Origin of the sequence: Undibacterium sp. Dicai25W (genome assembly GCF_049340505.1) — a bacterium.
GTDB classification, from domain to species: Bacteria; Pseudomonadota; Gammaproteobacteria; order Burkholderiales; family Burkholderiaceae_D; genus Undibacterium; species Undibacterium jejuense.
On record NZ_JBMPOQ010000018.1, the window covers coordinates 29211 to 51149 of the forward strand.

General features: G+C 47.0%; 20 protein-coding genes. 11 read left to right on the forward strand and 9 right to left on the reverse strand.

Annotated features, from left to right (window positions below; all coding sequences use genetic code 11):
* Position 1: 1 nt before the first annotated feature.
* Both ACO0KY_RS16145 and ACO0KY_RS16150 read left to right on the forward strand, forming a co-directional pair.
* Positions 2-1225: an MFS transporter gene (locus tag ACO0KY_RS16145; protein ID WP_423047748.1), complete on the forward strand. Its 1224-nt coding sequence runs from the start codon at positions 2-4 to the stop codon at positions 1223-1225.
* Between the two features lie 90 nt (positions 1226-1315).
* On the forward strand, positions 1316-2473 hold the full coding sequence (locus ACO0KY_RS16150; protein ID WP_423047750.1) for a PepSY-associated TM helix domain-containing protein: 1158 nt from the start codon (positions 1316-1318) through the stop codon (positions 2471-2473).
* A gap of 10 nt (positions 2474-2483) precedes the next feature.
* On the opposite strand, the gene ACO0KY_RS16155 is transcribed toward ACO0KY_RS16150, so the two are convergent.
* The gene (locus ACO0KY_RS16155; protein ID WP_423047752.1) at positions 2484-3356 is read right to left on the reverse strand and encodes a Dyp-type peroxidase; all 873 of its coding nucleotides are present in this window, start codon (positions 3354-3356) and stop codon (positions 2484-2486) included.
* A 170-nt stretch (positions 3357-3526) separates the two neighbouring features.
* Positions 3527-5677, reverse strand: coding sequence for a TonB-dependent receptor family protein (locus ACO0KY_RS16160; RefSeq protein WP_423047754.1), 2151 nt, complete (start codon positions 5675-5677; stop codon positions 3527-3529).
* A gap of 270 nt (positions 5678-5947) precedes the next feature.
* Here ACO0KY_RS16160 and alaC point away from each other — a divergent pair, with 270 nt between their 5' ends.
* On the forward strand, positions 5948-7201 hold the full coding sequence (alaC, locus tag ACO0KY_RS16165) for an alanine transaminase (RefSeq protein WP_423047756.1): 1254 nt from the start codon (positions 5948-5950) through the stop codon (positions 7199-7201).
* Positions 7202-7261: 60 nt separating this feature from the next.
* On the opposite strand, the gene ACO0KY_RS16170 is transcribed toward alaC, so the two are convergent.
* The 3 genes from ACO0KY_RS16170 to ACO0KY_RS16180 form a co-directional block, all read right to left on the reverse strand.
* A complete protein-coding gene (locus tag ACO0KY_RS16170) occupies positions 7262-8107 on the reverse strand; it encodes a substrate-binding periplasmic protein (RefSeq protein WP_423047758.1) in 846 nt (281 codons plus the stop codon).
* A 201-nt stretch (positions 8108-8308) separates the two neighbouring features.
* A complete protein-coding gene (locus tag ACO0KY_RS16175) occupies positions 8309-8803 on the reverse strand; it encodes a hypothetical protein (RefSeq protein WP_423047760.1) in 495 nt (164 codons plus the stop codon).
* 11 nt (positions 8804-8814) lie between these two features.
* The gene (locus tag ACO0KY_RS16180) at positions 8815-9300 is read right to left on the reverse strand and encodes an asparaginase domain-containing protein (protein ID WP_422992507.1); all 486 of its coding nucleotides are present in this window, start codon (positions 9298-9300) and stop codon (positions 8815-8817) included.
* A 134-nt stretch (positions 9301-9434) separates the two neighbouring features.
* Between ACO0KY_RS16180 and ACO0KY_RS16185 the strand changes: the two genes are divergently transcribed.
* Entirely contained in the window at positions 9435-10211 is a 777-nt protein-coding gene (locus ACO0KY_RS16185) for an L-asparaginase (RefSeq protein ID WP_423047762.1), read from the forward strand.
* Positions 10212-10306: 95 nt separating this feature from the next.
* Here ACO0KY_RS16185 and ACO0KY_RS16190 read toward each other — a convergent pair whose 3' ends face one another.
* Positions 10307-10879, reverse strand: coding sequence for a peroxiredoxin family protein (locus tag ACO0KY_RS16190; RefSeq protein ID WP_186912034.1), 573 nt, complete (start codon positions 10877-10879; stop codon positions 10307-10309).
* A 241-nt stretch (positions 10880-11120) separates the two neighbouring features.
* On the opposite strand from ACO0KY_RS16190, the gene ACO0KY_RS16195 reads away from it, so the two are divergent.
* The 3 genes from ACO0KY_RS16195 to ACO0KY_RS16205 are packed head-to-tail and all read left to right on the forward strand — an operon-like array spanning position 11121 to position 13392.
* Entirely contained in the window at positions 11121-11678 is a 558-nt protein-coding gene (locus ACO0KY_RS16195; protein WP_423047764.1) for a GNAT family N-acetyltransferase, read from the forward strand.
* A gap of 5 nt (positions 11679-11683) precedes the next feature.
* Positions 11684-12790 (forward strand): hypothetical protein, encoded by a 1107-nt coding sequence (locus ACO0KY_RS16200; RefSeq protein WP_423047766.1) that lies wholly within the window; start codon positions 11684-11686, stop codon positions 12788-12790.
* Complete coding sequence (locus ACO0KY_RS16205; protein WP_423047767.1) at positions 12781-13392, forward strand: ABC transporter ATP-binding protein; 612 nt, start codon at positions 12781-12783, stop codon at positions 13390-13392. The genes ACO0KY_RS16200 and ACO0KY_RS16205 overlap by 10 nt, the downstream gene beginning before the upstream one ends.
* Before the next feature lie 82 nt (positions 13393-13474).
* Here the strand turns inward: ACO0KY_RS16205 and ACO0KY_RS16210 are convergent, their stop codons facing one another.
* Positions 13475-14449 (reverse strand): D-2-hydroxyacid dehydrogenase family protein, encoded by a 975-nt coding sequence (locus ACO0KY_RS16210; RefSeq protein ID WP_423047769.1) that lies wholly within the window; start codon positions 14447-14449, stop codon positions 13475-13477.
* Positions 14450-14792: 343 nt separating this feature from the next.
* Here ACO0KY_RS16210 and ACO0KY_RS16215 point away from each other — a divergent pair, with 343 nt between their 5' ends.
* Positions 14793-16643: a phosphoenolpyruvate carboxykinase (GTP) gene (locus ACO0KY_RS16215; protein WP_422996997.1), complete on the forward strand. Its 1851-nt coding sequence runs from the start codon at positions 14793-14795 to the stop codon at positions 16641-16643.
* A gap of 262 nt (positions 16644-16905) precedes the next feature.
* Positions 16906-17571 (forward strand): substrate-binding periplasmic protein, encoded by a 666-nt coding sequence (locus ACO0KY_RS16220; protein WP_423047771.1) that lies wholly within the window; start codon positions 16906-16908, stop codon positions 17569-17571.
* A gap of 109 nt (positions 17572-17680) precedes the next feature.
* Here the strand turns inward: ACO0KY_RS16220 and ACO0KY_RS16225 are convergent, their stop codons facing one another.
* Both ACO0KY_RS16225 and ACO0KY_RS16230 read right to left on the reverse strand, forming a co-directional pair.
* On the reverse strand, positions 17681-18070 hold the full coding sequence (locus ACO0KY_RS16225) for a DUF2798 domain-containing protein (RefSeq protein ID WP_186912027.1): 390 nt from the start codon (positions 18068-18070) through the stop codon (positions 17681-17683).
* A 71-nt stretch (positions 18071-18141) separates the two neighbouring features.
* Entirely contained in the window at positions 18142-18459 is a 318-nt protein-coding gene (locus tag ACO0KY_RS16230; protein ID WP_186912026.1) for a hypothetical protein, read from the reverse strand.
* Positions 18460-18595: 136 nt separating this feature from the next.
* Here ACO0KY_RS16230 and ACO0KY_RS16235 point away from each other — a divergent pair, with 136 nt between their 5' ends.
* Entirely contained in the window at positions 18596-19570 is a 975-nt protein-coding gene (locus ACO0KY_RS16235) for a LysR family transcriptional regulator (RefSeq protein ID WP_423047774.1), read from the forward strand.
* A gap of 336 nt (positions 19571-19906) precedes the next feature.
* Positions 19907-21880, forward strand: coding sequence for a sensor histidine kinase (locus ACO0KY_RS16240; protein WP_423047776.1), 1974 nt, complete (start codon positions 19907-19909; stop codon positions 21878-21880).
* Positions 21881-21939 lie beyond the last annotated feature (59 nt).

Below are 21939 nucleotides of genomic sequence, written 5' to 3' on the forward strand. Positions count from 1 at the left end.
AATGTTCATCGATCAGACGAAAAAATCGCTGCACTGTTTATTTTTGATTCAATTTTTAGCGATGGGGTCAATGGAAATGAGTGCCCCTTTTTGGGCGCAACATCTGCATCAGATGACGTCCATGTCAACAATGGCTTTAGCATGGGCCAGCGGAATGGCCTATGCTGGTCCAATGATCATGACGATGTTATGCAGCCCAATATGGGGAAAAATTGGAGATCGTACCGGTCATAAAATGATGTTGGTACGCGCCTTGCTGGCGTTAACCGTTACGCAATTCTGGATTGCATTCAGTGACGACGTCTTTAGCATACTGATAGCCCGATTATTACAAGGCGCACTTGCTGGCTTTATTGCGACGGCACAAGCGTATGGCAGTAGTCTAATTCAGCGCGACCAGCGAGGAACTTTGATGGCACATTTGCAGATGGCAACGGCTATCGGATCAGTATCGGGACCTATGGTGGGGGGATATATTTATGGGTCACTTGGTTTCAATCAAATTAATTTGATCGCAGCACTCATCTGCGGTACTTGCACTCTCGCTACCCTATTTTGTCTGCAACCTGTCAATGGCACAAAAAAATCTGTCTTTGTCAACGCTGAAGAAAATCAAATTCACAGCAATAGCGCACATTCTCTTTCTCCTTTACTTGGAATGTTATTCGCTATCGTTTTGATTCAAAGTGCCAAAATGATGCCCCAAGTTTTTTTTGCTATTTATGCAGACCAGGTTTTACATGCGCCACCGTGGCTCACCGGTGCCTGTTACGGCGCGTTAGCAGTGGGACTTTGCGTCGCCGCGCCGTTTTGGGCAAAACGCTTTGCGCACAAGTCAAGGTCAGCGGTGTTGCGTGAGATAGAATACTGTTGTTGGGCTTGTGCCATCATCTTAGGTTTTCAGGCACTCAGTCATCAATGGTGGCAAATCGTGTTCAGTCGTATTGTTTGGGGTGTTTTTCTGGCAGCATTGCTTCCGGTGTTTTACAGCTTGCTATCAAAGGAGAGCAGTGATGCACAACAAGGATGGGTGCTGGGTTTGGGCAACAGTGCGGCAAAAGCCGGAGCACTCGCTGGTATTGCAATTGGCTCGTTGGGTATGGCTTATTTGCCTGTGGCACAGCTGTTTTGGCCGATCTGTTTTATTTACGTTCTGACTGCATTCGTGCTGCGATACCAGCGCCAGCAACGGGTATCCCTGACACTGATGAGTAAATCTATTTGACGCACTAAAACGCACAATAATAATTCATTGCCATTTTTCTTTGTACCTGTATTGACTCCCACAATAACAGGTACATTTTTTTATTCTTCTATGCCATCGTTCAGATACCAATTTTTACGTCTCCTCCATTGTTGGCTCGCATTGCCATTCGCTTTGCTTCTCATTTTGCAAGGACTGACTGGAACAATCATTACCTGGAAACATGAAGTCGATGCTTTTCTTAATCCCGGATTGTTACGGGTTACCGCACCAGAAAACGGAAATGCCGTCGCGAGAGAACGATTAACATTATCAATACTCGTCGAACAGGCAAAACAACATCATCCGACCGGCAAACTGACAATGCTGGAACTGCCAGAAAAAGAAAATGAAGCACTTGTTGCATGGTTTAAAGAAGCCAGCGATCAGAATAAAAAACCTGGTACTAAACAGATGATGATAAATCCCTATACGGGAACAATGATTGGTGAAAGAGTGCCAGATAAAATCAGTTTTTCACGATCGCAATTTGTCCCGAGCCTGATGTCGTGGCATAGAAATTTTTTGGGCAGCGATAATGGTAAATTGCTGGTCAGCATCAACGGCATCGTATTGTCAATAATCGCCTTGAGCGGTATCTATTTGTGGTGGCCAGTGTGGCGATTAAAAGCGTGGTGGCAGGCAATAACAATATCCCATCAAGGTTCGTGGAAACGCTTTAATTTTCGATTACACAGAGCAGCAGGTTTTTATTCAGCCCCCTTATTGCTCATGTTGGCGATCACTGGCATTTATTTTAATCAACCTGATTGGATCACACCGATAGTCAAACAAGTTGTCTCGGTTACCGCAGATTCAAAGGAAGTAAAAGCCTCAACTGAAAATAATTTCACTGACAGCGAAATCAAAAACCTCAACCCCGATCAGATCATCGATCTGGCACAAAAAGAATTTCTAATGGCGAGAGTCACGCGCATCAGCTTTCCGGAAAAAATAGACGGCAAGTTTGAAGTAAGGCTGCATCAGCCTGGAGAGTTAAGAGAAGGAAGCGGTGCCACGCGTGTGACTGTGGATGCGCTTCATGGCAAGATCATTAAAATCCGCGATCCTTTAAAGGCAAGTAAAGAGGCACTGTTCTATAGTTATTTTTTCCCGCTGCATAGCGGTGAAATTTTCGGCATCATCGGCAAGATAATCATCAGCTTCGTAGGATTATTGCCCTTGCTGTTCGCCATCAGCGGCACCTTGATCTGGTTAAGACGCCGCTGATATTTGAACGTCAGACAAGCAACCAATCAAGTGACAACTGTTTTTCCTTCATTGGTGGGCACCAGAAATATGATGTGGTGAGTGGTTGTGTGAATTTAAACAGCGCATCGGTAATCCCATCTTCGGCACCAGACATACGACGCAGTTGCGCTTCAAATGCTTGAAATGAAGTAGCAAAAGCCACAAAGTAAAATCCAGCATCCTTGCCAGCAGACCACGGCATAGAGCGGCGCAACACAAACGCTTCAGGTTCAAAATTTTCCTGCGCAGTGCGTTTCACATGAGCCGATTCAGGCGCATCGTCTAATTCTTCATTATCCGATTGGCGGCGACCTACCATGTCGTCTTGTTCGCCACGTGACATGTGTGCGAGGCGGTCAAAATGATGTAGCCATTTTTGCGTTGCCACGTAACTTCCACCATCGACATCAATGGCCACGGCGATGGCGTGTTCATCCTGCGGATTTTCTGTTCCATCTTCATAGCCGCTTAAGTCACGACCATTGTCGAATTTAAACCCGTCTATTTGTTGCTGCAATACGAAGGCTGGCGCTAATGCTTGTTGAATGCGAAGTTGTTGATGTACCAGTTGTCCGCGATCAGATTCGCGCAACCACAACCATAGTGCGGTGGGCGTCGCGGGTAGTTCTACTTTGCTTTCTGGGATGCCAGTAAAATCACGCAAACCAATGATATTTAATTTCAATAATGTCGCCAGACTAGCGCCAACGCCCAGCACGATGCGTTCACCATCGACCAGACGCTGTACGTTTTGCAAAGCTTGGTGTACAGCATCTTTGTTGACGTTGTTGTTCAGATCAAAATGCAAATAAGTTGCATGGGCAGGCAAAGGCTGCGAAATACCGACTTGGCTTTGTGACATAAAACTCTCCTGGGTTGCAATGGATGAAAACGGGTCATGCTGCGCGGATATGGCACTACATGCGTGAGTTTACCGGATTGCGTAAGAATATTGTTGGTGAGAGTTTTTTCACACTAAACAAGGGACTGCCGCGTCAATTGTAGAGACGCGGCGATCAAATGTAGAACAAATCAGAATTTGCTGCGGAATTGCAAGTAGGTCATGCGAGGCGCACCGATAAGTTTGCCTGCATTGGTATCCGTAGTACGAGTGAAATATCGCACATTTGTCAGGTTATTGATCCCCAAAGAAACTTCCCATTGGGATTTTGACGAAGCTTTCCAATCGATCTGTGCATTCCAGAGGCGATACGCAGGCGTCCAACCATTGGTACCATCGGCGCTCTCTTTCACCGTATTGGCATTGTCGGCAAACTGACCGGATTGATGCGTGCTATTGAAATTGAGCGTCCAGTTTTGACGCTGATAGCGCACACCCTGAGTATCGACATGACGTGCAAAAAAGGGTAAGTCATTACCAATCTTAGCACCGGACTCCGCTGATTCCAAAGTGGCATTGGTGTAAGCGTAGGTCGCATAGGCAGATAATCCCGATAACAAGGGATTGATTTTTTCGAATGCATATTCAACACTGGTTTCTACACCACGATGGTGAGTTTTGCCTTGGTTGAGGAAATAGGTGTTGACGTATTCGATTTGATTATTGAAACGCAGGTCAAAGACCGTGGCATCTAATTTTAGGCCATCACGATTCCAACGCGCGCCAAGTTCTGCGGTCTTGGCCACTTCTGCCTGCAATTGGTTGCCGTAGTTTTGCAAATTTAACTGCAAAAATTGCACGCTGCCAAACGAGGTGTTGTAGTTGGCAAACAGCGTCAATGCAGGCGAGGCGATATATGCAATACCCAAAGCAGGTAAGGGCTGGCGGTAGTTTTCAGTGTCGCTATAACCGTTCAGATTATTGTATCGGCTGACATTGACCGATTCGTAGCGCAAGCCCGGTGTAATACGCCATTGTTGCCATGCAATCTGGTCGTCGATATACACCGCGTTGACATCGCTACTATTCTGCGAAGATCGCTTGATAACACTCTGCGCATTATTCAGATTTTGGTCGTAGCTATTTTCACTTGAGCCTTCGTGCAAGTAGCGGTAACCAACGGTAATGTCATGACGCCAATCCCCACTTTGCAAACGTTGAGTAAAACGTGGCTCTATGCCGAAGACATTATAATTTCGCGGCTGTAAATTGATTTTGGTCGCTTTACTGTCAAAATTATTCGCCATTGCACTAGTGCGGAAACTGCTATTGAAATAGGTCTTGACCTCTACTTCCTGATTTATGGATAAGGTATTGAGATAATCCAATGCGATGCTGCTGCGACGGCCCTGCCAATAATCACGATTGCGTTGTGATTGATAGGGGTCAGCAGCATACTGCGCGCTGGTCAAACCACCCGGCACATTCGACGTCGCCTCGTAGTAACCGACTTTAGCGTTGAATTCTGAGTGCGAGTTAATTTCATGGCGCGTCTTCAATGACAGGTCGCTGCTATGCTCTTCGCTGTGTCGACGCCAACCACTTCCGTCTGCGCCGGAATAGAGCAAAGCCATGCCCAAACCATTGTCGCGCTGACCACCGAGAAAGGCGCTGTATTGTTTGCTATTTCCACCCTGGCTGTAGCTGTTATAGCGAACGCTGGCGTCTCCGGTAAATGGCACATCTGGGATTGCACGGGTATTAAAGTTAATGATGCCACCGACATTTTGAGGGCCATAGCGTACCGCGCCACCACCGCGCACCACATCAACGGATTCGATACTGTTGAGGGAAACCGGTGCAAACGAGAGTTGCGGCTGACCGTAAGGAGCGACTGCTAAGGGTATCCCGTCCAACAAAATCGTAGAACGTGGAGAGAATCGTCCATCCAATCCACGGACGCCGATGTTGAGCGACATATTGCTGCCACCGCTGGAAGAATTATCGGTGACCTGTATGCCTGGAATGCGGCGCATGACTTCTTCGATACTCGCCGCACCACTGTCCTGGATTGCCGCCATCGACATCTGAGTGCGGCTACCGGCAAATTTTTGCACATTGTTTTGTAATCCCGTACCTAACCAACTTCCAGAGACGCTCACCGTTTCTATTTCTGGCTGCTTTTCACCAGACTTGGAACTGTCTGCGTCAATTGCTTGCGCATAGCCTATGAGAGGAAATGCGCATGCCGCGCTCACAGCTAATGCGCATAAACGACGCGTTGAGGAAATACGAACGATGGAATTTTTAAAGGACGTGGTCGGGGAAGGGGTGTGGCGCACAATATTCCTGAAATAAAATGATACAAGCCATAATTATAAATACGAATCATTATCATTAACAAGTTATATTTTGATTATCCCCGTTTTTAAGGTTCAGGTGCGCCATTCGGTGCACCAAAACACTGCTATGTTGTTGGCATCTGGTTCGATAAATAATCACTTGTCTATCCTGCGCTTTGCCGCTTAGAATCAATAGGTCCTCACCATACTTGGTAAGGATGCGTCGCTCGGACGGTTCCGGGCGTTACGTCATAACAGGACAATTTAATCATGACCAATACATTAACTCCGCCGGGTCGGGGTTCAGTCGGTGAGGGCAGCGCTACGTCCACACCTGACTTTTCCTTCGCTCGCATCAATCGCCTTCCTCCTTACGTTTTCAATATTACTGCCGAGCTTAAAATGGCGGCGCGTCGTCGTGGTGAAGACATCATCGACATGTCCATGGGCAACCCTGACGGGGCGACACCAAAACACATTGTGGATAAGTTAGTCGAAGTCGCACAACGTCCCGATACGCATGGTTATTCCGCTTCCAAAGGCATACCGCGTTTGCGCCGTGCGATATCGCGTTGGTACAAAGATCGCTATGAAGTCGAGATTAATCCCGACAATGAAGCGATCGTCACCATTGGCTCGAAAGAAGGCCTCGCGCATCTGATGCTGGCGACACTGGATAAAGGTGATACGGTATTAGTGCCCAATCCCAGTTACCCGATTCATATCTACGGCGCCGTGATCGCTGGTGCCGATATACGTTCGATACGCATGAGTCCTGGCGTGGATTTCTTTGCGGAATTAGAACGGGCAATACGCGAAACTTATCCAAAACCAAAGATGATGATTTTTGGTTTTCCATCGAACCCGACTGCGCAATGTGTAGAACTGGAATTTTTCGAACGCGTCATCAAACTGGCGAAAGAGCACAAAATTTTAGTGGTACATGATCTGGCCTATGCCGATATTGTGTACGACGGCTGGAAAGCACCATCGATCATGCAAGTGCCGGGCGCGCGCGATGTGGCGGTCGAATTTTTTACCATGTCTAAGAGCTACAACATGGCGGGCTGGCGCATTGGTTTTATGGTCGGCAATAAAGAATTGGTCGCAGCTTTAGCGCGGATTAAAAGCTATCACGATTATGGTAGTTTTACGCCAGTGCAGGTCGCTGCGATTGCGGCACTGGAAGGTGATCAAAGCTGCGTCCATCAGATCCGCGATACTTATCAGGCGCGTCGTGACGTGCTGGTCAAAGGCTTACACGAGCTAGGCTGGATGGTTAAAAAACCGAAGGCATCGATGTACATCTGGGCGCATATCCCAGAACAATATCGTCATCTTGGTTCTTTAGAATTTGCAAAACAAGTATTAGAAAAAGCCAGACTGTGTATCTCGCCGGGCATCGGTTTTGGTGAATACGGCGATGAGTATGTGCGTTTTGCGTTGATCGAAAATGAAGCGCGTATCCGACAGGCTTTACGCGGTTTAAAGACCATGTTTAAGAATGATGGTTTGATCACTTAGGAACAATAAGCTGTCAAAAAAAGCGCCAACAAATATTAATGTGTCGGCGCTTTTTTTATCTCAATTAGCGGTCAATCCCAGCCTGACCACTTCTAGCGGTGGCGCTTCATTGGGTTGCCATTTTTGGTAAATTTTTTGGAAGCTGCCGTCTTTTTTCATTTGTCGTAATGCGTCTTCCCACTGCTTGATGGTTGCCAACGGTGTTCTCGAAGAAAATGCCAGATACAATTCCAGACTATCGAGCACCATGACTTTTTCGACTTCATCCACCGAGTGACCGATTTCTTTCAAGACGGAAGGCACCACGATGCTTCCTTCGGACCACAAATCAAAGCGCCCCATCATCAACATCTTTGCCACGACTTGAGGCGTGGAAGCCAAATCCAAGGTCTTAAAACCTTTTTTGACTGCCGTATCTGCGAATATACTCCCGCGATAAGCGCCAACGGCCACCTCGTGAATATCGTCACCGAGTGACAATAATTTGGCGGCATTACCTTTACGGGTGTACAGCACCGTGCGAGAAACCGCCACGGGTCCAACGAGCGTCATGAGTTTTTCTCTTTCCTCAGAACGTCCTACGGTGAATAGCATGACGTTTGGCTCTTCGAGCAAGGCCTTGTAACCACGATTCCAGGGAACTAGCTGTATCTGCGCATTGCTACCTACCCGCTTCTTCAGTGCCTCGACCACATCCACCGCCATGCCGTCGGTTTTATCACCGTTTTTAAAACTCACGGGAGGCCAGTCTTCGGTATATATCGTCAATTCCACCGCATAGGCGGAATGCATGCCAATCACCAGGAGAGCAAAAAACAGATAAAAAATCCATTGGTGTAATTTGAACGTCCACGGACGTAGTGCTTGATCGTGTTCCGGAATTGCGTATGCGTGATGAGCTTGCATCATTCACCTCTTCCTTGCGACTTGTGTTTATCAACAAATCAAACGAAAAATTTCTTTTTGGCACTATTTGGAAAAAATACTAATGCTGACTTTGTATATTAATCCGCAAATGAGAAAAAATTGGAAAAGATTGTAACGCTATGCAGTTTGCGAGGCGGTCGTTAGATTTGGCCGGTTGCACCGTCCCCACATCATGAACGCTTACTCAGGCCAAACGGAAAAAACCAGTTGCTCTATGTCGTTCGGATTGTTCAGCTTCTTCTTTGTATCAACCCAATCGGCGGGTTCCGGTACAGGCTTTTTGGTGAATACAGGTGTTTCTAGCGACATCTTGATAGCGAATACAAAGATGCCAGTTTTAACGTCCATTACTGGTAATTTCTGGACGACATCGTAGATCTGATTATCGTAAAATTCATGCACGGCTGGCTTCATATCCAGCCATGACGTGACCGCGCCGTCAGAACGTATAGCAACGATCAGATAGCCAGAGGTCGGCGGCAACTTTGCAGCTTTAAGTGAACGATATATCGCGGATTGCAATTTACGTGAATAACGACCGAGATTCTCTATCGTTATGCCTTTGGCCTGCATGGTTTCTTCTGACTGAAAAAAATACAGCGAATCAAACCGGGTTTCTGCTGCGGAAACCAGCGTAGAAAAACAAAACAACAGGGTGGCAAGCAGCAGTCTCATTGTGATTGTCCTTATTTGTTCACAAATACGCCGGCACTACGATTTTTCTGTACGTCGTTCCACGGGAAGATTTTGCCATTCATCGCCACATGCACGCCAGCAGGCAACAACTGCGCAGCGGCACAAGCAAATCCAAGGTTAAAAAAAGCATCTGAATTGGCGATGTCGTAAGGAATCATGGCACCAGTAAACACGATAGTTTTACCGAGATTGGCGGCACCTAAGACCTCGGCGGTTTCACGCATGGTATCAGTGCCATGAATAATGACGATGGCTTTCTCTGCGGATTGCTGGCAGGCTTGCAAGATCGTCTGGCGATGACTATCGTCCATATCCAAAGAGTCCATCAACATGCAAATTTCTAATTCGACTGGCACAGTCAAACGCGCACGTTGTATCACTTCTGGTAAGTGGCTCTCAGAAAAACTCAGTTTGCCAGCGATTTCATCATAGTGTTTATCAAAAGTGCCGCCAGTGGCGAGGATGCGCAGTGTCATGATCTGGTTATAAGTTGGTGATGGAATAGGCACATTGTAGCGCGGCTATGCCATTGCTGAAAACTGCTACACTACCAGGCTACGTATAAACACTAGCGCATTGGCAATATCAAGGTAGGCGCAGGAACAACAACATGAAAGTCATCGCACCCGGTACCGTTATTTTTCACCGCCATCGTGGTTATGGCGTGCTGACCTCGGTCAATTTATTGACGGGGTGGGTATCTGCGCGTTTTGGTGATGAAAAACGGGTGCTGGATCTGAACTTATCCACAGATGAGATTCAGCATGCAGACGGCGAGGCGATTTTATTCCGCCGCCATCCACCTGAGCGCATGCCACATGCACGCCTGATGGCAATGGTACGTGCTTTGCATGCGGCTGGTTACCAAAAATTGTATATGTATAGCTGGCCAAAACCATCTGGCTTACATTGGCGCTGGCAGTTATTCACAGGCACACGCAATTGGATGCAGCGACCTTGTCGCGAAGGATGGTATGGTTCCGGCGCTGAATACAACTTCAATCCTGTGATGGGCTGGGGGGATGCACCCGGTGCCAGTACAGAGGAATTGGTACACGCTTTAGCGCAATTTGATCCTGCGGGTCTGGCGCAAGCGATCGGAAAAGACGAAGACCACACGGCGTGGTTTGCAGATATCTGCGACAAACTTTTACCCAACTTTGCCTACAGTCTGGGAGCAGATACACCGAACAGCCCGCTACCTTTACATTTGCCACTCATCAGTGTGCGTCAGCGTATGGTTGTTCCGGCTGAATTACAATTGAGTTATCCACCGGGTTGGGAACACACCTGGAGCCCGGATAGCCGCGCTCAGCATTATCAACAGCGTGCTGTAGTACGACACGATGTGATTCCGAATGCCTGGAGCTTACCGCTGGAATGGTAGAAAAATATACTCCCCCGTTATTTTAAAAAAATTGACTTGTCCACAAGGAACTGCAATGGCGTTTTAAAGTACTGTCGGGGAGTATATCTAAGTGATCAAGTACCCAATGATTCCCACAAGTTGTCCCAATCATTCGGCTGGAACGTGCCTTCACGCTTCAATACCAATTGCCCTTTGGGATTAATCACAAAGTGGGTAGGTTGATTCACAATTGTGCCAAAATTGTCTTTATGCCCATTAGCGTTGCGCCAAATGATAGGGAAACGCTGTTCTTTCGGTACCGCAAGGTTAATCAGTTGCAGATAAGTATCAAAATCTTGTTTGTTCTGGTCGATGTTGATGGCGAGCAAAACAAAGTTGCGCTTGGCATTGCCGACGTAAAACTCACGCATCAATTTCAAATCGTGGGCACAAAGGTTGCAACCTGCGGTAAAGAAACTGACTAACAAAGTTTTGCCAGCATAATCGCTCAAAGCAACTTTTTTCCCGTTAGGGTCAACACCGACAAAGCTCATTTGTTGCGGCGTAGTGGCTTCTTTCGTCTCTTTTACTTCCTTGCTTTCTTTGGCTTCTTTGCTTTGCTGCGCCATGGCTGGCAAACTCAAACTGGACACCGTTACTATGGCAACCAAGGCAAGCAAGCGACACAAAAGCGGAGTTTTGACCATACTACTTTCCTTTAAAAAAATGGTAAGACCTATTCCAGGACGACACTAAAGCAATGGTGCATCAGTCCTGACGATAATACGTTAAATTATTGATATGTCGACAGATGTGAGGAAAACTTACGACAATTTGGTCAGATTTTTTTATTTAAATGATTACATTCAAAATTCGATGAAATAATGCGCCATTCCTACTTAGCCGTTTTTTAACCAGTCAATCATTACTTATTTCGACTCACCAACAATGACTATAAAGCCTCAACATGGGTATCACTTGCGTGATTCCCGACCTGAAGACGCAACCCAACTTAGCGTGCTGGCGTTACAAGTCTGGTTGCACACTTATGCCTGGAACGGCATTTCGGGAATCATTGCTGATTATGTTCTGGCAGAACTGACACCCGCCAAATTTGCCACTATGTTGGAAGATCCACGACAACACGTGTTCGTTGCTCAGCGGGATGAGAATTTACTGGGCTTCGCGGTGATCAATTCTGCGGCACCATGTCCTTGCGGTGACACCAAAGCGATAGAATTGGCGACTCTTTACGTACAAGAGCACTTTATCGGCACAGGTCTTGGTACCGCATTGATACAGGCGGCGCAACACTGGGCGTACGATCAGCACCAATGCCCGCTATGGCTCAAAGTCAATGCACAAAATCACCGGGCAATCGGCTTTTATGAAAGCCACAACTACAGCAAAACGGGTAGCATTGATTTCGTATTAGGTGGCCAGCGGCATGAGAATTATGTGATGCTTGGTTCTCCAGTTTTTGTCGACGACACTCAAAGAAAATAGCGTTTGTGAACTTCAGTCAATTTCACGCCAAACAAGCCCGCCATAATTTGTATCAATTCGCGGCCAGTCTGAAAAGCTCTGTGGAGGTGCTGTTGCTCGCTGCGGGGCAGATTATCCTGATGGCAATTGCTTTGCTATCCTGGCCAGTGTGGCAAAGCGCGACCTGGATGTACGAGCAACTATCTTGGTTCAACGCGATTGCACTCTTCATTGGCTATTCCGCGCTGTTGAGCAGCCCCGTCTTCTTGTTGCGGCAGCGCCTGCTTCCGACGGAATTGATGGCCTGGGCTCGAACCTTACCATTGCCACCGCATGCCCACGTCTTAGCGCATATCGCCGTCGTAAAGCTATTTCTGTTGCCGCTTACTGCCGGATTTGTACTCTCTAGTATTTGCTATTGGACACAGATAGCCATCAACTACCGCGTGATGGCGATAGGCAGCGTGCTGCTATTGCTATCGCTGGCGCTGATTTTACTGTTTGGATGCTTGATACTTCAGATACGGTATCAGCATTACGAATCGCAGTTAAAAAGAAATACTCTGACCGAATACCACTCGCCGCCTGCGCAGCCTTTTCTACAACAACATCGTCATACCTCTTTGCTGTCGCAATGGTACAAATTATTTTTCTTGCCGTTCTGGCGTCTTGAAAATGGCATCGGTGTTCAACAATGCTTCTTATTCGGTGCAGCCGGTTTGGCTCAATGGCTATGGTTAGAGCAAAATTCTCCGTTTATCCGATTTTTGTTTTGCATTGGCGCCAGCAGTTTGTGCTTATTATTGACTGATCGCGGCAGCAAAGCGGTACAAGAACAGATGCTACGTTTACGACCTCATTTGCGTGCATTGCCTTTGCATCTCGTCAGGCTTGAAATTATGAGTCAATTCATGTGTCTGATCCCTGGTCTTGCTTTGGTAGCCTTGTTTGCGATCTTACTGTCCAATAAGGTCAACATCCATACAGGCGTTGTACATTGGTATATCGGCGCACTTGGCATTGCACATTTGTGCATTGTCGCTTGCAGCCACAGCGCCGCTGCCACCCGCGCTCGTATCCTGATTTTATTTTTGGCGATTCTCACTGCCATCGGAAGTGAATTATGGATTTAAGTATTAACAAGCTCTGCTTCGCCTACCCGCATCGCAGTATGTTCTGGGATTTTTCTTTCACTGCGACCAAAGGCATCACCTGGGTACGCGGCAACAATGGGGCGGGTAAGACGACCTTGTTGAAACTGCTGGCGGGATCACTGGCGGTTTCCAAGGGGGATATTCATTTCAACGGCATCAATTTGCGCCAGCAGGGCTTTATCTGGCGTCAACAATGTTTTTGGTGCAGTAGCGAAACACCTGAATTTAACTGGCTTACTCTGCAGGAATTCTTTGATCTCCACTTAAATCTGTACCCCGCCGCCAAAGCAATAGACTTAAATACGCAATTAAATGCGTTTGGTTTGCTACCTATGCTCAATCAAACGATAGACACGCTATCGCTGGGACAACACAAAAAAATGTATTTAGCTCTGGCGTTATCCTTACCGGTAAAGCTATTGTTAATCGATGAACCATTTAATGCGCTTGACCTCGATGCAGTTCATTATTTGCGAACGCAATTAAGTGATTCCAAACGACTTGATCAACAATGCATTTTGATGACTAGCCACCTTGATCCTGATTTGCCGTTGGTGGGCGAAATCCACATCGGCAACTAAGGGGACTTGTTGTGCTGCAAATTGCCGCCAGACAATCGCGTGGTTGCCAGCGGCGCTTTGTGCGCTTCGTAGGTGTTGTGATTTACACCGCTAAGATATTTTTCGGCGTTCCGTTGGCGAAATCGACAATATTTTGAAAAGCGGCCGAAAAATACAATTCATAACTGTCTTTTTCAACATAACCCAGATGCGGCGTTGCTAAGACGTTTTCACGGCGTAGCAGCGGATGATCGGGCGCTACGGGTTCGGACTCAAATACGTCGATGGCAGCAAAGCCCGGGCGACCCTGATCTAAAGCCTTGAGCAACGCATCTGGCTCAACCAGCTCAGCGCGACTGGTATTGACGAACAAGGCGTCAGTCTTCATGGCTTCCAGATGAGCCTGTTTCACTATGCCGCGGGTTGCATCGTTTAGACGTAGATGCATGGAAATAATGTCGGATTCGGCGAAAAAGGCTTCTTTTGAGCTTGCCGCGTGATAACCATCTGCCACCGCCTGCGCCAGACTGGCTGGACGTCCCCATATAACAACTTGCATGCCAAACGCTTTGCCGTAGCCTGCGATCAGCTTACCAATTTTGCCGTAGCCCCAGATACCCAAGGTACGCTTTTTAAGCACCCGACCTAATTGATTGTGTTCCGGGCGTATCGACGTTGCCTGCCAGGTTCCTTGCTGCAACAGACTGGCGTAGTTAGTCAAACGTCTGGAGGCAGCCATAATGAGCACCCAGGTTAATTCTGCCGGTGCAGTCGGATCGCCAATCCCTTCAGCGATCGCGATCCCCAATTCTTTGGTCGCTTCGACATCAATATTGCCGGAAACTTTACCGGTTTGGGAAATCAGTTTCAGGTTGGGCAATTTTTGCAGCAATTGGCGCGTCAGACGCGTTCTTTCGCGTATCAATACCATTGCATCAAATTGGGCGAGACGAATTGCCAATTGTCCGGCACCCACTGCACGGTTATTAAATACTTTGACCTCGTGGTCCTTCAACAGCTGGAAACAGTCCAGTTGCCGCACGACATCCTGGTAATCATCCAAAATGGCAATCTTCATGAAATTTTTCCTTGATCCGGGATGAATAGGTGAAACAGATTCACTTTCACAAATCGTAATACTATGTTAATCATTTTGACGCAAAATTAGCTCGAATCATCACTCGCGTGTACAATTATCTGTTAAGTAGCTTTTTGATTCTTCCGCTTGTTTATCTGACAGGCGCTAGTTGGTATCGGGATCACCGTCCTGATGTCCTATTATCCGACAGAACCGCCGCGATGGTGTAAGCCTTGCTAGAGCTGGGAAATTTTCCACTGTGCTCGCAAATCTACAGCATGCTAACGACGATCCTGCCGTGCCGCTACACCGGTTTTTTTATTGAAATGGCATTGGAGGCAGTATGAATCAACCCATCATGCAGGGCGTGGCAGCATTAAATGCACCCGCTTACGTGAAGCATCAGAAACTGATCAACTGGATCGCGGAAATTGCGGCCCTGACCAAACCTGCAAATATCGTCTGGTGCGACGGTTCGCAAGAAGAATACGATCGTTTATGCGCACAAATGGTCGCCGCTGGCACCATGAAAAAACTCAACGAAGCGAAGCGTCCAAACAGCTATCTGGCATGTTCCGATCCTAGCGACGTGGCGCGTGTTGAAGACCGTACTTACATCTGTTCTGAAAAGAAAGAAGATGCTGGTCCAACCAACAACTGGATGGCGCCTGCAGAAATGCGCGCGACATTAAACCCATTGTTCGACGGCTGCATGCAAGGCCGTACCATGTACGTTGTCCCATTCTCCATGGGTCCACTGGGTTCACCTATCGCGCACATTGGCGTTGAATTGTCTGACTCACCTTACGTGGCTGTCAATATGCGCATCATGACGCGCATGGGCAAAGCTGTGTATGACGTACTGGGCACAGACGGTGACTTCGTTCCTTGCGTACACACTGTTGGCGCACCGCTGGCAGCCGGTCAGGCTGACGTTGCATGGCCATGCAACAGTACCAAATACATTGTTCACTACCCAGAAAGCCGCGAAATCTGGTCGTTTGGTTCCGGCTACGGCGGCAACGCTTTGCTCGGTAAAAAATGCTTTGCATTGCGTATCGCGTCCACGATGGGTCGCGACCAAGGCTGGTTGGCTGAACACATGCTGATTCTGGGCGTTGAGTCGCCAGAAGGCAAAAAACACTATGTCGCAGCGGCCTTCCCATCGGCGTGCGGCAAAACTAACTTTGCCATGTTGATTCCGGCGATCAAAGGCTGGAAAGTCACCACCATTGGTGACGATATTGCCTGGATCAAACCAGGTGCTGACGGTCGTTTGTATGCGATCAACCCAGAAGCGGGTTATTTTGGTGTCGCACCAGGTACCAATACCGCAACCAATTCCAACTGCATGGCATCATTGACCTCCAACACCATTTTCACTAACGTCGGTCTGACTGATGATGGTGATGTGTGGTGGGAAGGCATGAGCAAAGAAGCGCCAGCACATCTGATCGACTGGCAAGGTAAAGACTGGACGCCAGAAATCGCTAAAGAAACTGGCCGCAAAGCTGCCCATCCAAACGCGCGTTTCACCGTTGCAGCGACACAAAATCCGGTCATCGACGCGGCATGGGATGATCCTGCTGGCGTACCTATTTCTGCATTCATTTTCGGCGGTCGTCGTTCAACCACTGTGCCATTGGTTACCGAAGCGCGGAACTGGGTCGAAGGCGTGTACATGGCAGCGACCATGGGTTCTGAAACCACTGCGGCGGCGGTCGGTCAACAGGGCGTTGTTCGCCGCGATCCATTCGCGATGTTGCCGTTCATGGGTTACAACATGAGCGACTACTTCCAGCATTGGTTAAACATGGGTAAGAAGATTGAATCCATGGGCGCGAAATTGCCCGCCATCTACTGCGTGAACTGGTTCCGTACCGATGACAATGGCAAATTTGTCTGGCCAGGTTTTGGCGACAATATGCGCGTGTTGAAATGGATGCTGGAGCGCATTGAAGGTTCAGCCAACGGCGTTGAAAACGTCTTTGGTGTGACACCGACATTTGCGGATTTGAATTGGGAAGGACTGAACTTCACCGAAGAACAATTCCACACCATCACATCCATCGATAAAGCCGCTTGGCAAACCGAATTGGGCTTGCATACCGAGTTGTTTGAAAAACTCGCGTATCACTTGCCACAAGAACTGGAAGCGACCCGCGTCGCCTTGGAAAAACGCCTGTTGGCTTAATTTCCTTATTCTCTCAAAAAAGCGCGATTCAATCGCGCTTTTTTTATGCCCGAATGAAAACTTCAGTCATTTTTTGCAAGGCGGGTGCAACCAAAAATCCCAGCGCGTGTTGCACCTGCCCGATACTTCGTTTTTGCGCAACGCCTATTGTTAGTATATGATGCAAATATGACACCTGACGACTCTGAAAGGACGTATGCCGGCACTGTTAAACAACTTGCGACGACGGTTTTTTTTTCTTGTTTTCGGATTTCAGATCGGGATGTCTTACGCTGCTGACAGCTTGCAATTACAAGTCGCAGATGTTGAGCGTCCATCGAAATTAATGGCTGAAAAAATCCTGACGCAAGCTTTTAATACCATGCATGTCAATGTCAATTTCATCCCTCTCCCAGGCATGCGCATGCAAGTGATGTGGAAAGAAGGGAGACTAGATGGAATTGCAGGCAGAGCCCTATCGAGCGATCTTGCTAATGGTGTCAGGATCGATTTTCCTGTTGCTTATGAAGAAGCGGTAGTCTATACCATCAAGAAAAACTTCATTCCGAATGGCTACGAGAGTTTGCAGCCCTACAGTGTTGGTTTTCTTGCGGGAATACCATATTTCGATGAGCGCCTTAAAAACGTTCCGGAACGCGAGTCAGCACCTTCGATTGAATCCTTATTTAAAAAGCTCGAAGTGGGTCGTTCAGACATCGTCGTTGAGTCACGCTTTAGTGCTTGTGTACTGAAAAAATTAGGAATACAGGATGTGGTGATCTTAGAGCCAGCCTTGGAACGTCGACCCATTTATGTTTATCTGCATGTTCGTCATAAAGATTTGGTACGAGAACTGGAAAGCGTCTTAAAAGCAATGGAAGTCGATGGCAGCGTCAAGAAGCTTCAGGAGCAGGCTATTGCTGAATATCGCCAAAAATGTCCTGCTTAGTAAGTGATCTGGTTGAATCAAATCGCTACTGACTTGTTTTCAACGAATACAGATATAAAAAAACCGCGAACCTGAGCAGGGCGCGGTTTTTTTATGAGTGACAAACAAATCAGCGGAAATACGGTGCATGCGGTGGCGCACGTTTCGCCAGACTACTATTGAGGGTGACGACAGCTATATCTCCTGATTTAGCATCTACTTTAACGCTTCGCTTACTGAATAACTTAAACGCTGGCTTGCTTAAATAAGCGAGAGGAAACGCGATTGGCCATGTCGTCAGCCACGCTTCCATCCAAGTGGCAAAAAATTCATTGTCAAAGCCTATCCACACTAAGCGCAAAAAGGCCGTCACAAACAAAGTAATCAGACCGGTACTCAACAAACTCGGCATCATCGACGCCAGGCTGCGGGAACCGGCGATCAAACGTGGAGTTTTGTCAAATTGACGCGCGGAATACGCAGAGGGTGTTTTATCGCTGTACACTGATAAATGCTGCATTGCAAAATCCTCTTTTTTGGACTGATAAATGTTGTTACTTAATTTTTGCTTCGTGTTGGCTTCGTGGGGGCTTAACCGCGAGCAGCTAAAGCGCGCAGTTCAGCAGCCATATTTGGCGAACTACGGTCAAAATCGTTGGCGATACGGCGAATGGTCAGCGCATTACGCAAGTTACGGATGGCAGTTTTTTCTTCGCGTGTTTTCTTTGGTGCGACGATCAGCTTCAATGCTTGTGCAATACCGGTCAGCAACGGTTTAAACACAACAAACATGGAGGCAAACAGGCCAAGGCCGAGTAATGGACGAACTGAGGCCACGATAGAACTGATCGCGACTTCTGCCATAGGGACAGCTGCGGTAGCTGGAAAAGCAATATTGAGGAAACTCATGATGATCTCTACGATGATTTTTGGTTGATGAGAGCATCATATTGCATTGCAACATATAATTCTAATTTCCATTTCCTATAATTAATATATCGTTTGTGAATAATTGCTCTTAACAATATCAACGGAGACAAGCAATATGAATTTTCTGACTCTGGATTTGAATTTATTACGGGTCTTTGATGCCGTAATGATTGAACAAAATCTCACACGGGCTGCGGATAAACTCGCCATGACCCAACCAGCGGTCTCGAATGCTTTAAAACGCTTGCGTTATTCACTCGATGACGAATTATTAATACGTACGGCGTATGGAGTAAAACCGACGCCACGTGCGGAAATTTTATGGCCAACGATACGTGAGGCACTCGCCAAGCTCGAGGCCGCAATGGCCCCTGGCACGTTTGATGTTTCGAAAGCACAAGTAACCTTCCGCATGGCCATGGCAGATGCTACCGCGGCATTATGGATGCCAACGTTGGTTGGTGCGATTCAAAATGAAGCACCAGGCGTCAATGTACGCATGGTGCCCCTGACGACGCGCGAGCCACGTCCTATGCTATTGCGCGGCGATATCGATATTGCCGTGGGGTTTTTTCCCGGGGTGGTGGCGCAATTGTCTGGCGGACAAGCTGCAGGTACCAGTGCGATCCGGCATGAACGTTTATACACAGGTCATTATGTGTGCGTGATGCGGCAGGGTCATCCTCTCGCCAGCTCCAAACTCAGTCTTGATGACTATTGCTCGGCCAAACATTTGCTGGTCAGTTTTTCCGGCCGGGCACACGGGCTAATCGACGAAGTTTTGGAAAAAATGGGACGTGAACGCCATATTCTGCTGACGATTAATCAGTTCTTTACTGCCGGTAGGGTGGTAGCACATTCCGATTTGTTGACGGTATTACCACGCCACCTTATTTCAGCCACGGGCATGACCGACGCACTGGTTTGGAAAGAATTACCTTTCGATACACCTGAAGTGCATGTAGATATGCTGTGGCATGAACGCGATAGCCGCAATCCCGCGCATCAATGGTTGCGTAACAATTTGACCAATATGACACATTCAGACCTGGTGCCGGAGCTTGAACGGGAAGTGGAAATCGGTCATTAAGGCTATTTCCGATATCGCCCAAATTGCTTTGTGTCAATCCAGAGCTATTTTGTTACAAGAATATATATTTGCATTGTTGCTATACAAAAAGAAAATTGATAATCTGTCTGTAAATTTAACAATTTATTACAATTTTCTTTTTTTTCACGACTGATGCGAAATCTTCAGGACTAGCGACAAGGTCCTTAATGCATCTTTGCGTCAGTTTGTTTCTTGTGATTTCAACACCATCGCGGGCGACGAGCGTCCTTGATTGACACAAAAAAGATGCATTTTTCCTCTTCACGGCATTGGCTAATTTGCATATTAAGTCTGTCATTTTTCCTGTTCAAAGGAATGACAGCGCAAGCTGCTGCGTTACAGATTGGTCAGGATACAGGCAAGCTTGCGCTGCAATCACGATTTGAGGTATTCGAAGATAAGTCTGGAAAGCTAGAACTATCGGACCTGCTGCAACCAGCTATCAAACAACAATTTACGCCGTTAGCAGGTAATCTCAGTGCTGAATACTCGCCTTCGGCGTATTGGCTAAAGTTAGAATTGCAGAGAGAGAATAGCACTGCGCAAAAAGACTGGCTGGTTGAAATGACACCGGTCATGCTTGATGATATTCGTATGTTTCAACTGCATGCGAATGGAGAAGTTGAGGTACACAAAGCTGGTGACCATCTTCCGTTTTCACAACTAGAAATCCAACATCATTATCCACTGTTTCAAATTCACATCGACGATACTGCAATTCATACCTTGTACTTTCGCATACAAAGTACCAGCTCCGTATTCTTTCGCGCAACTTTATACGATCAAAAAACCTTCAGCGAAGCATCCAATTTTCTGTCTGGTCTGATTGGTATTTTTTACGGCATTATGTTGGCGATGATCATCTACAACAGCTTGTTAATGGTCAGCTATCGCGATATCTCTATGTTCCATTATCTGATGTTATCGATCAGTACGCTGATTGCGAGCATGAGCGTCAATGGGCACATAGGTTTGTACTTCGCACCGGATTGGCCATGGCTGGTTGATATTTTGCCGAACGTGATGCCAAGACTCATCGTGCTGAGTTCGTCGATGTTTATGTGCAGTTTTTTGAAGCTGAAAACGACGTTCTCACTTGCCAATAAAGTGTTCCGGTTTGTGCAACTGAATATTGTGTTATTTCTGGTGTTAACGTTAGCTGGACATCAGCCAGAGCTGGCGCGTGTTGGTCAATATTTGGGTTTAGTTCAAATATGTTTGTTTTTTCCAGTTTCTCTGGTGGTTGCCCTACGTGGATATACACCAGGATATATTGTGCTATTAGCCTCCACGGCATGGATCTCAGGCACGGTACTGATACCTTTACGCAATTTAGGCTTCATTGAATCGAGCTGGCTAAGCGACTTTGGATTTCAAATCGGCGCTGCAATTGAAGTGATTTTGTTAGCCCTGGCGCAGGCCTACAAAATCAGCCTGATCAGATCAGAAAATGTTCGCGTTCAAAAGCAATTGCTCAAAGTCTCGCAACAAGCAGAATATGAACTGGAGGCCAAAGTCAGATTGCGCACCAATGAACTAAATGAGGTTGTTCAACGTTTAAAGAAAACCGATAAAGAGAAAAACGACTTTCTCAGCATCGCTGCGCACGATTTAAAAAGCCCATTAACCAGCATCATCGGTATGACTGAGTTATTGCTGCAAATGTATCACCGTATTCCCAAAGAGCAGCAGCAAAATTATCTGAGCCGAATTAATGCCAGTGGCAAACGCATGATGCATATTGTCACCAATTTACTCGATGTCAATGCGATGGAAAGTGGCGATCTGCATTTACAAAAAACCGAACTTGATCTGGGAAAATTACTGAACGACATCGCGCTACAGTACGAAGAAATGCTCAAAGCCAAGGACCTGACAGCAATTATTCATGTTGAAGAATTAGTGATCGTTTCAGCTGATATCAATGCCATGACGCGTATTATGGATAACTTGATTTCTAATGCGATCAAATTTTCCCCGGTAGGAAGATTTATCTGGCTTACCGTCAGTCAACATGAGGGAATGGGGCGATTTGAAGTGCGCGACCAAGGACCAGGTTTATCGGTCAAGGATCAACAGTCGCTGTTCACCAAATTCTCAAAACTATCTGCAGTGCCAACGGCGGGTGAACATTCCAGCGGTCTTGGTTTATCGATCGTCAAAAAGTTAATCGAAGCACAAAATGGTGTAGTCAATTGCGTCAGTGAAGTGGGGGAAGGGGCGAGTTTCAGCATCGATTTACCTCTGGATATGCACGCCAGACAGCAGCCCATCGCTGTGGCTGCTTAGGGCAGATAATGATTAAGAAAATTCAACACATACATCGGTATATCGATTTAGATTTACAA

Coding starts and splice junctions, on each gene's coding strand:
- ACO0KY_RS16145 (WP_423047748.1), top strand. CDS start 2: ATGTTCATCGATCAGACGAAAAAATCGCTGCACTGTTTATTTTTGATT.
- ACO0KY_RS16205 (WP_423047767.1), top strand. CDS start 12,781: ATGGATTTAAGTATTAACAAGCTCTGCTTCGCCTACCCGCATCGCAGT.
- ACO0KY_RS16155 (WP_423047752.1), bottom strand. CDS start 3,356: ATGTCACAAAGCCAAGTCGGTATTTCGCAGCCTTTGCCTGCCCATGCA.
- ACO0KY_RS16195 (WP_423047764.1), top strand. CDS start 11,121: ATGACTATAAAGCCTCAACATGGGTATCACTTGCGTGATTCCCGACCT.
- ACO0KY_RS16185 (WP_423047762.1), top strand. CDS start 9,435: ATGAAAGTCATCGCACCCGGTACCGTTATTTTTCACCGCCATCGTGGT.
- ACO0KY_RS16230 (WP_186912026.1), bottom strand. CDS start 18,459: ATGAGTTTCCTCAATATTGCTTTTCCAGCTACCGCAGCTGTCCCTATG.
- ACO0KY_RS16240 (WP_423047776.1), top strand. CDS start 19,907: ATGACAGCGCAAGCTGCTGCGTTACAGATTGGTCAGGATACAGGCAAG.
- ACO0KY_RS16210 (WP_423047769.1), bottom strand. CDS start 14,449: ATGAAGATTGCCATTTTGGATGATTACCAGGATGTCGTGCGGCAACTG.
- ACO0KY_RS16180 (WP_422992507.1), bottom strand. CDS start 9,300: ATGACACTGCGCATCCTCGCCACTGGCGGCACTTTTGATAAACACTAT.
- ACO0KY_RS16170 (WP_423047758.1), bottom strand. CDS start 8,107: ATGCAAGCTCATCACGCATACGCAATTCCGGAACACGATCAAGCACTA.
- ACO0KY_RS16215 (WP_422996997.1), top strand. CDS start 14,793: ATGAATCAACCCATCATGCAGGGCGTGGCAGCATTAAATGCACCCGCT.
- ACO0KY_RS16220 (WP_423047771.1), top strand. CDS start 16,906: ATGTCTTACGCTGCTGACAGCTTGCAATTACAAGTCGCAGATGTTGAG.
- ACO0KY_RS16150 (WP_423047750.1), top strand. CDS start 1,316: ATGCCATCGTTCAGATACCAATTTTTACGTCTCCTCCATTGTTGGCTC.
- alaC (WP_423047756.1), top strand. CDS start 5,948: ATGACCAATACATTAACTCCGCCGGGTCGGGGTTCAGTCGGTGAGGGC.
- ACO0KY_RS16175 (WP_423047760.1), bottom strand. CDS start 8,803: ATGAGACTGCTGCTTGCCACCCTGTTGTTTTGTTTTTCTACGCTGGTT.
- ACO0KY_RS16235 (WP_423047774.1), top strand. CDS start 18,596: ATGAATTTTCTGACTCTGGATTTGAATTTATTACGGGTCTTTGATGCC.
- ACO0KY_RS16190 (WP_186912034.1), bottom strand. CDS start 10,879: ATGGTCAAAACTCCGCTTTTGTGTCGCTTGCTTGCCTTGGTTGCCATA.
- ACO0KY_RS16225 (WP_186912027.1), bottom strand. CDS start 18,070: ATGCAGCATTTATCAGTGTACAGCGATAAAACACCCTCTGCGTATTCC.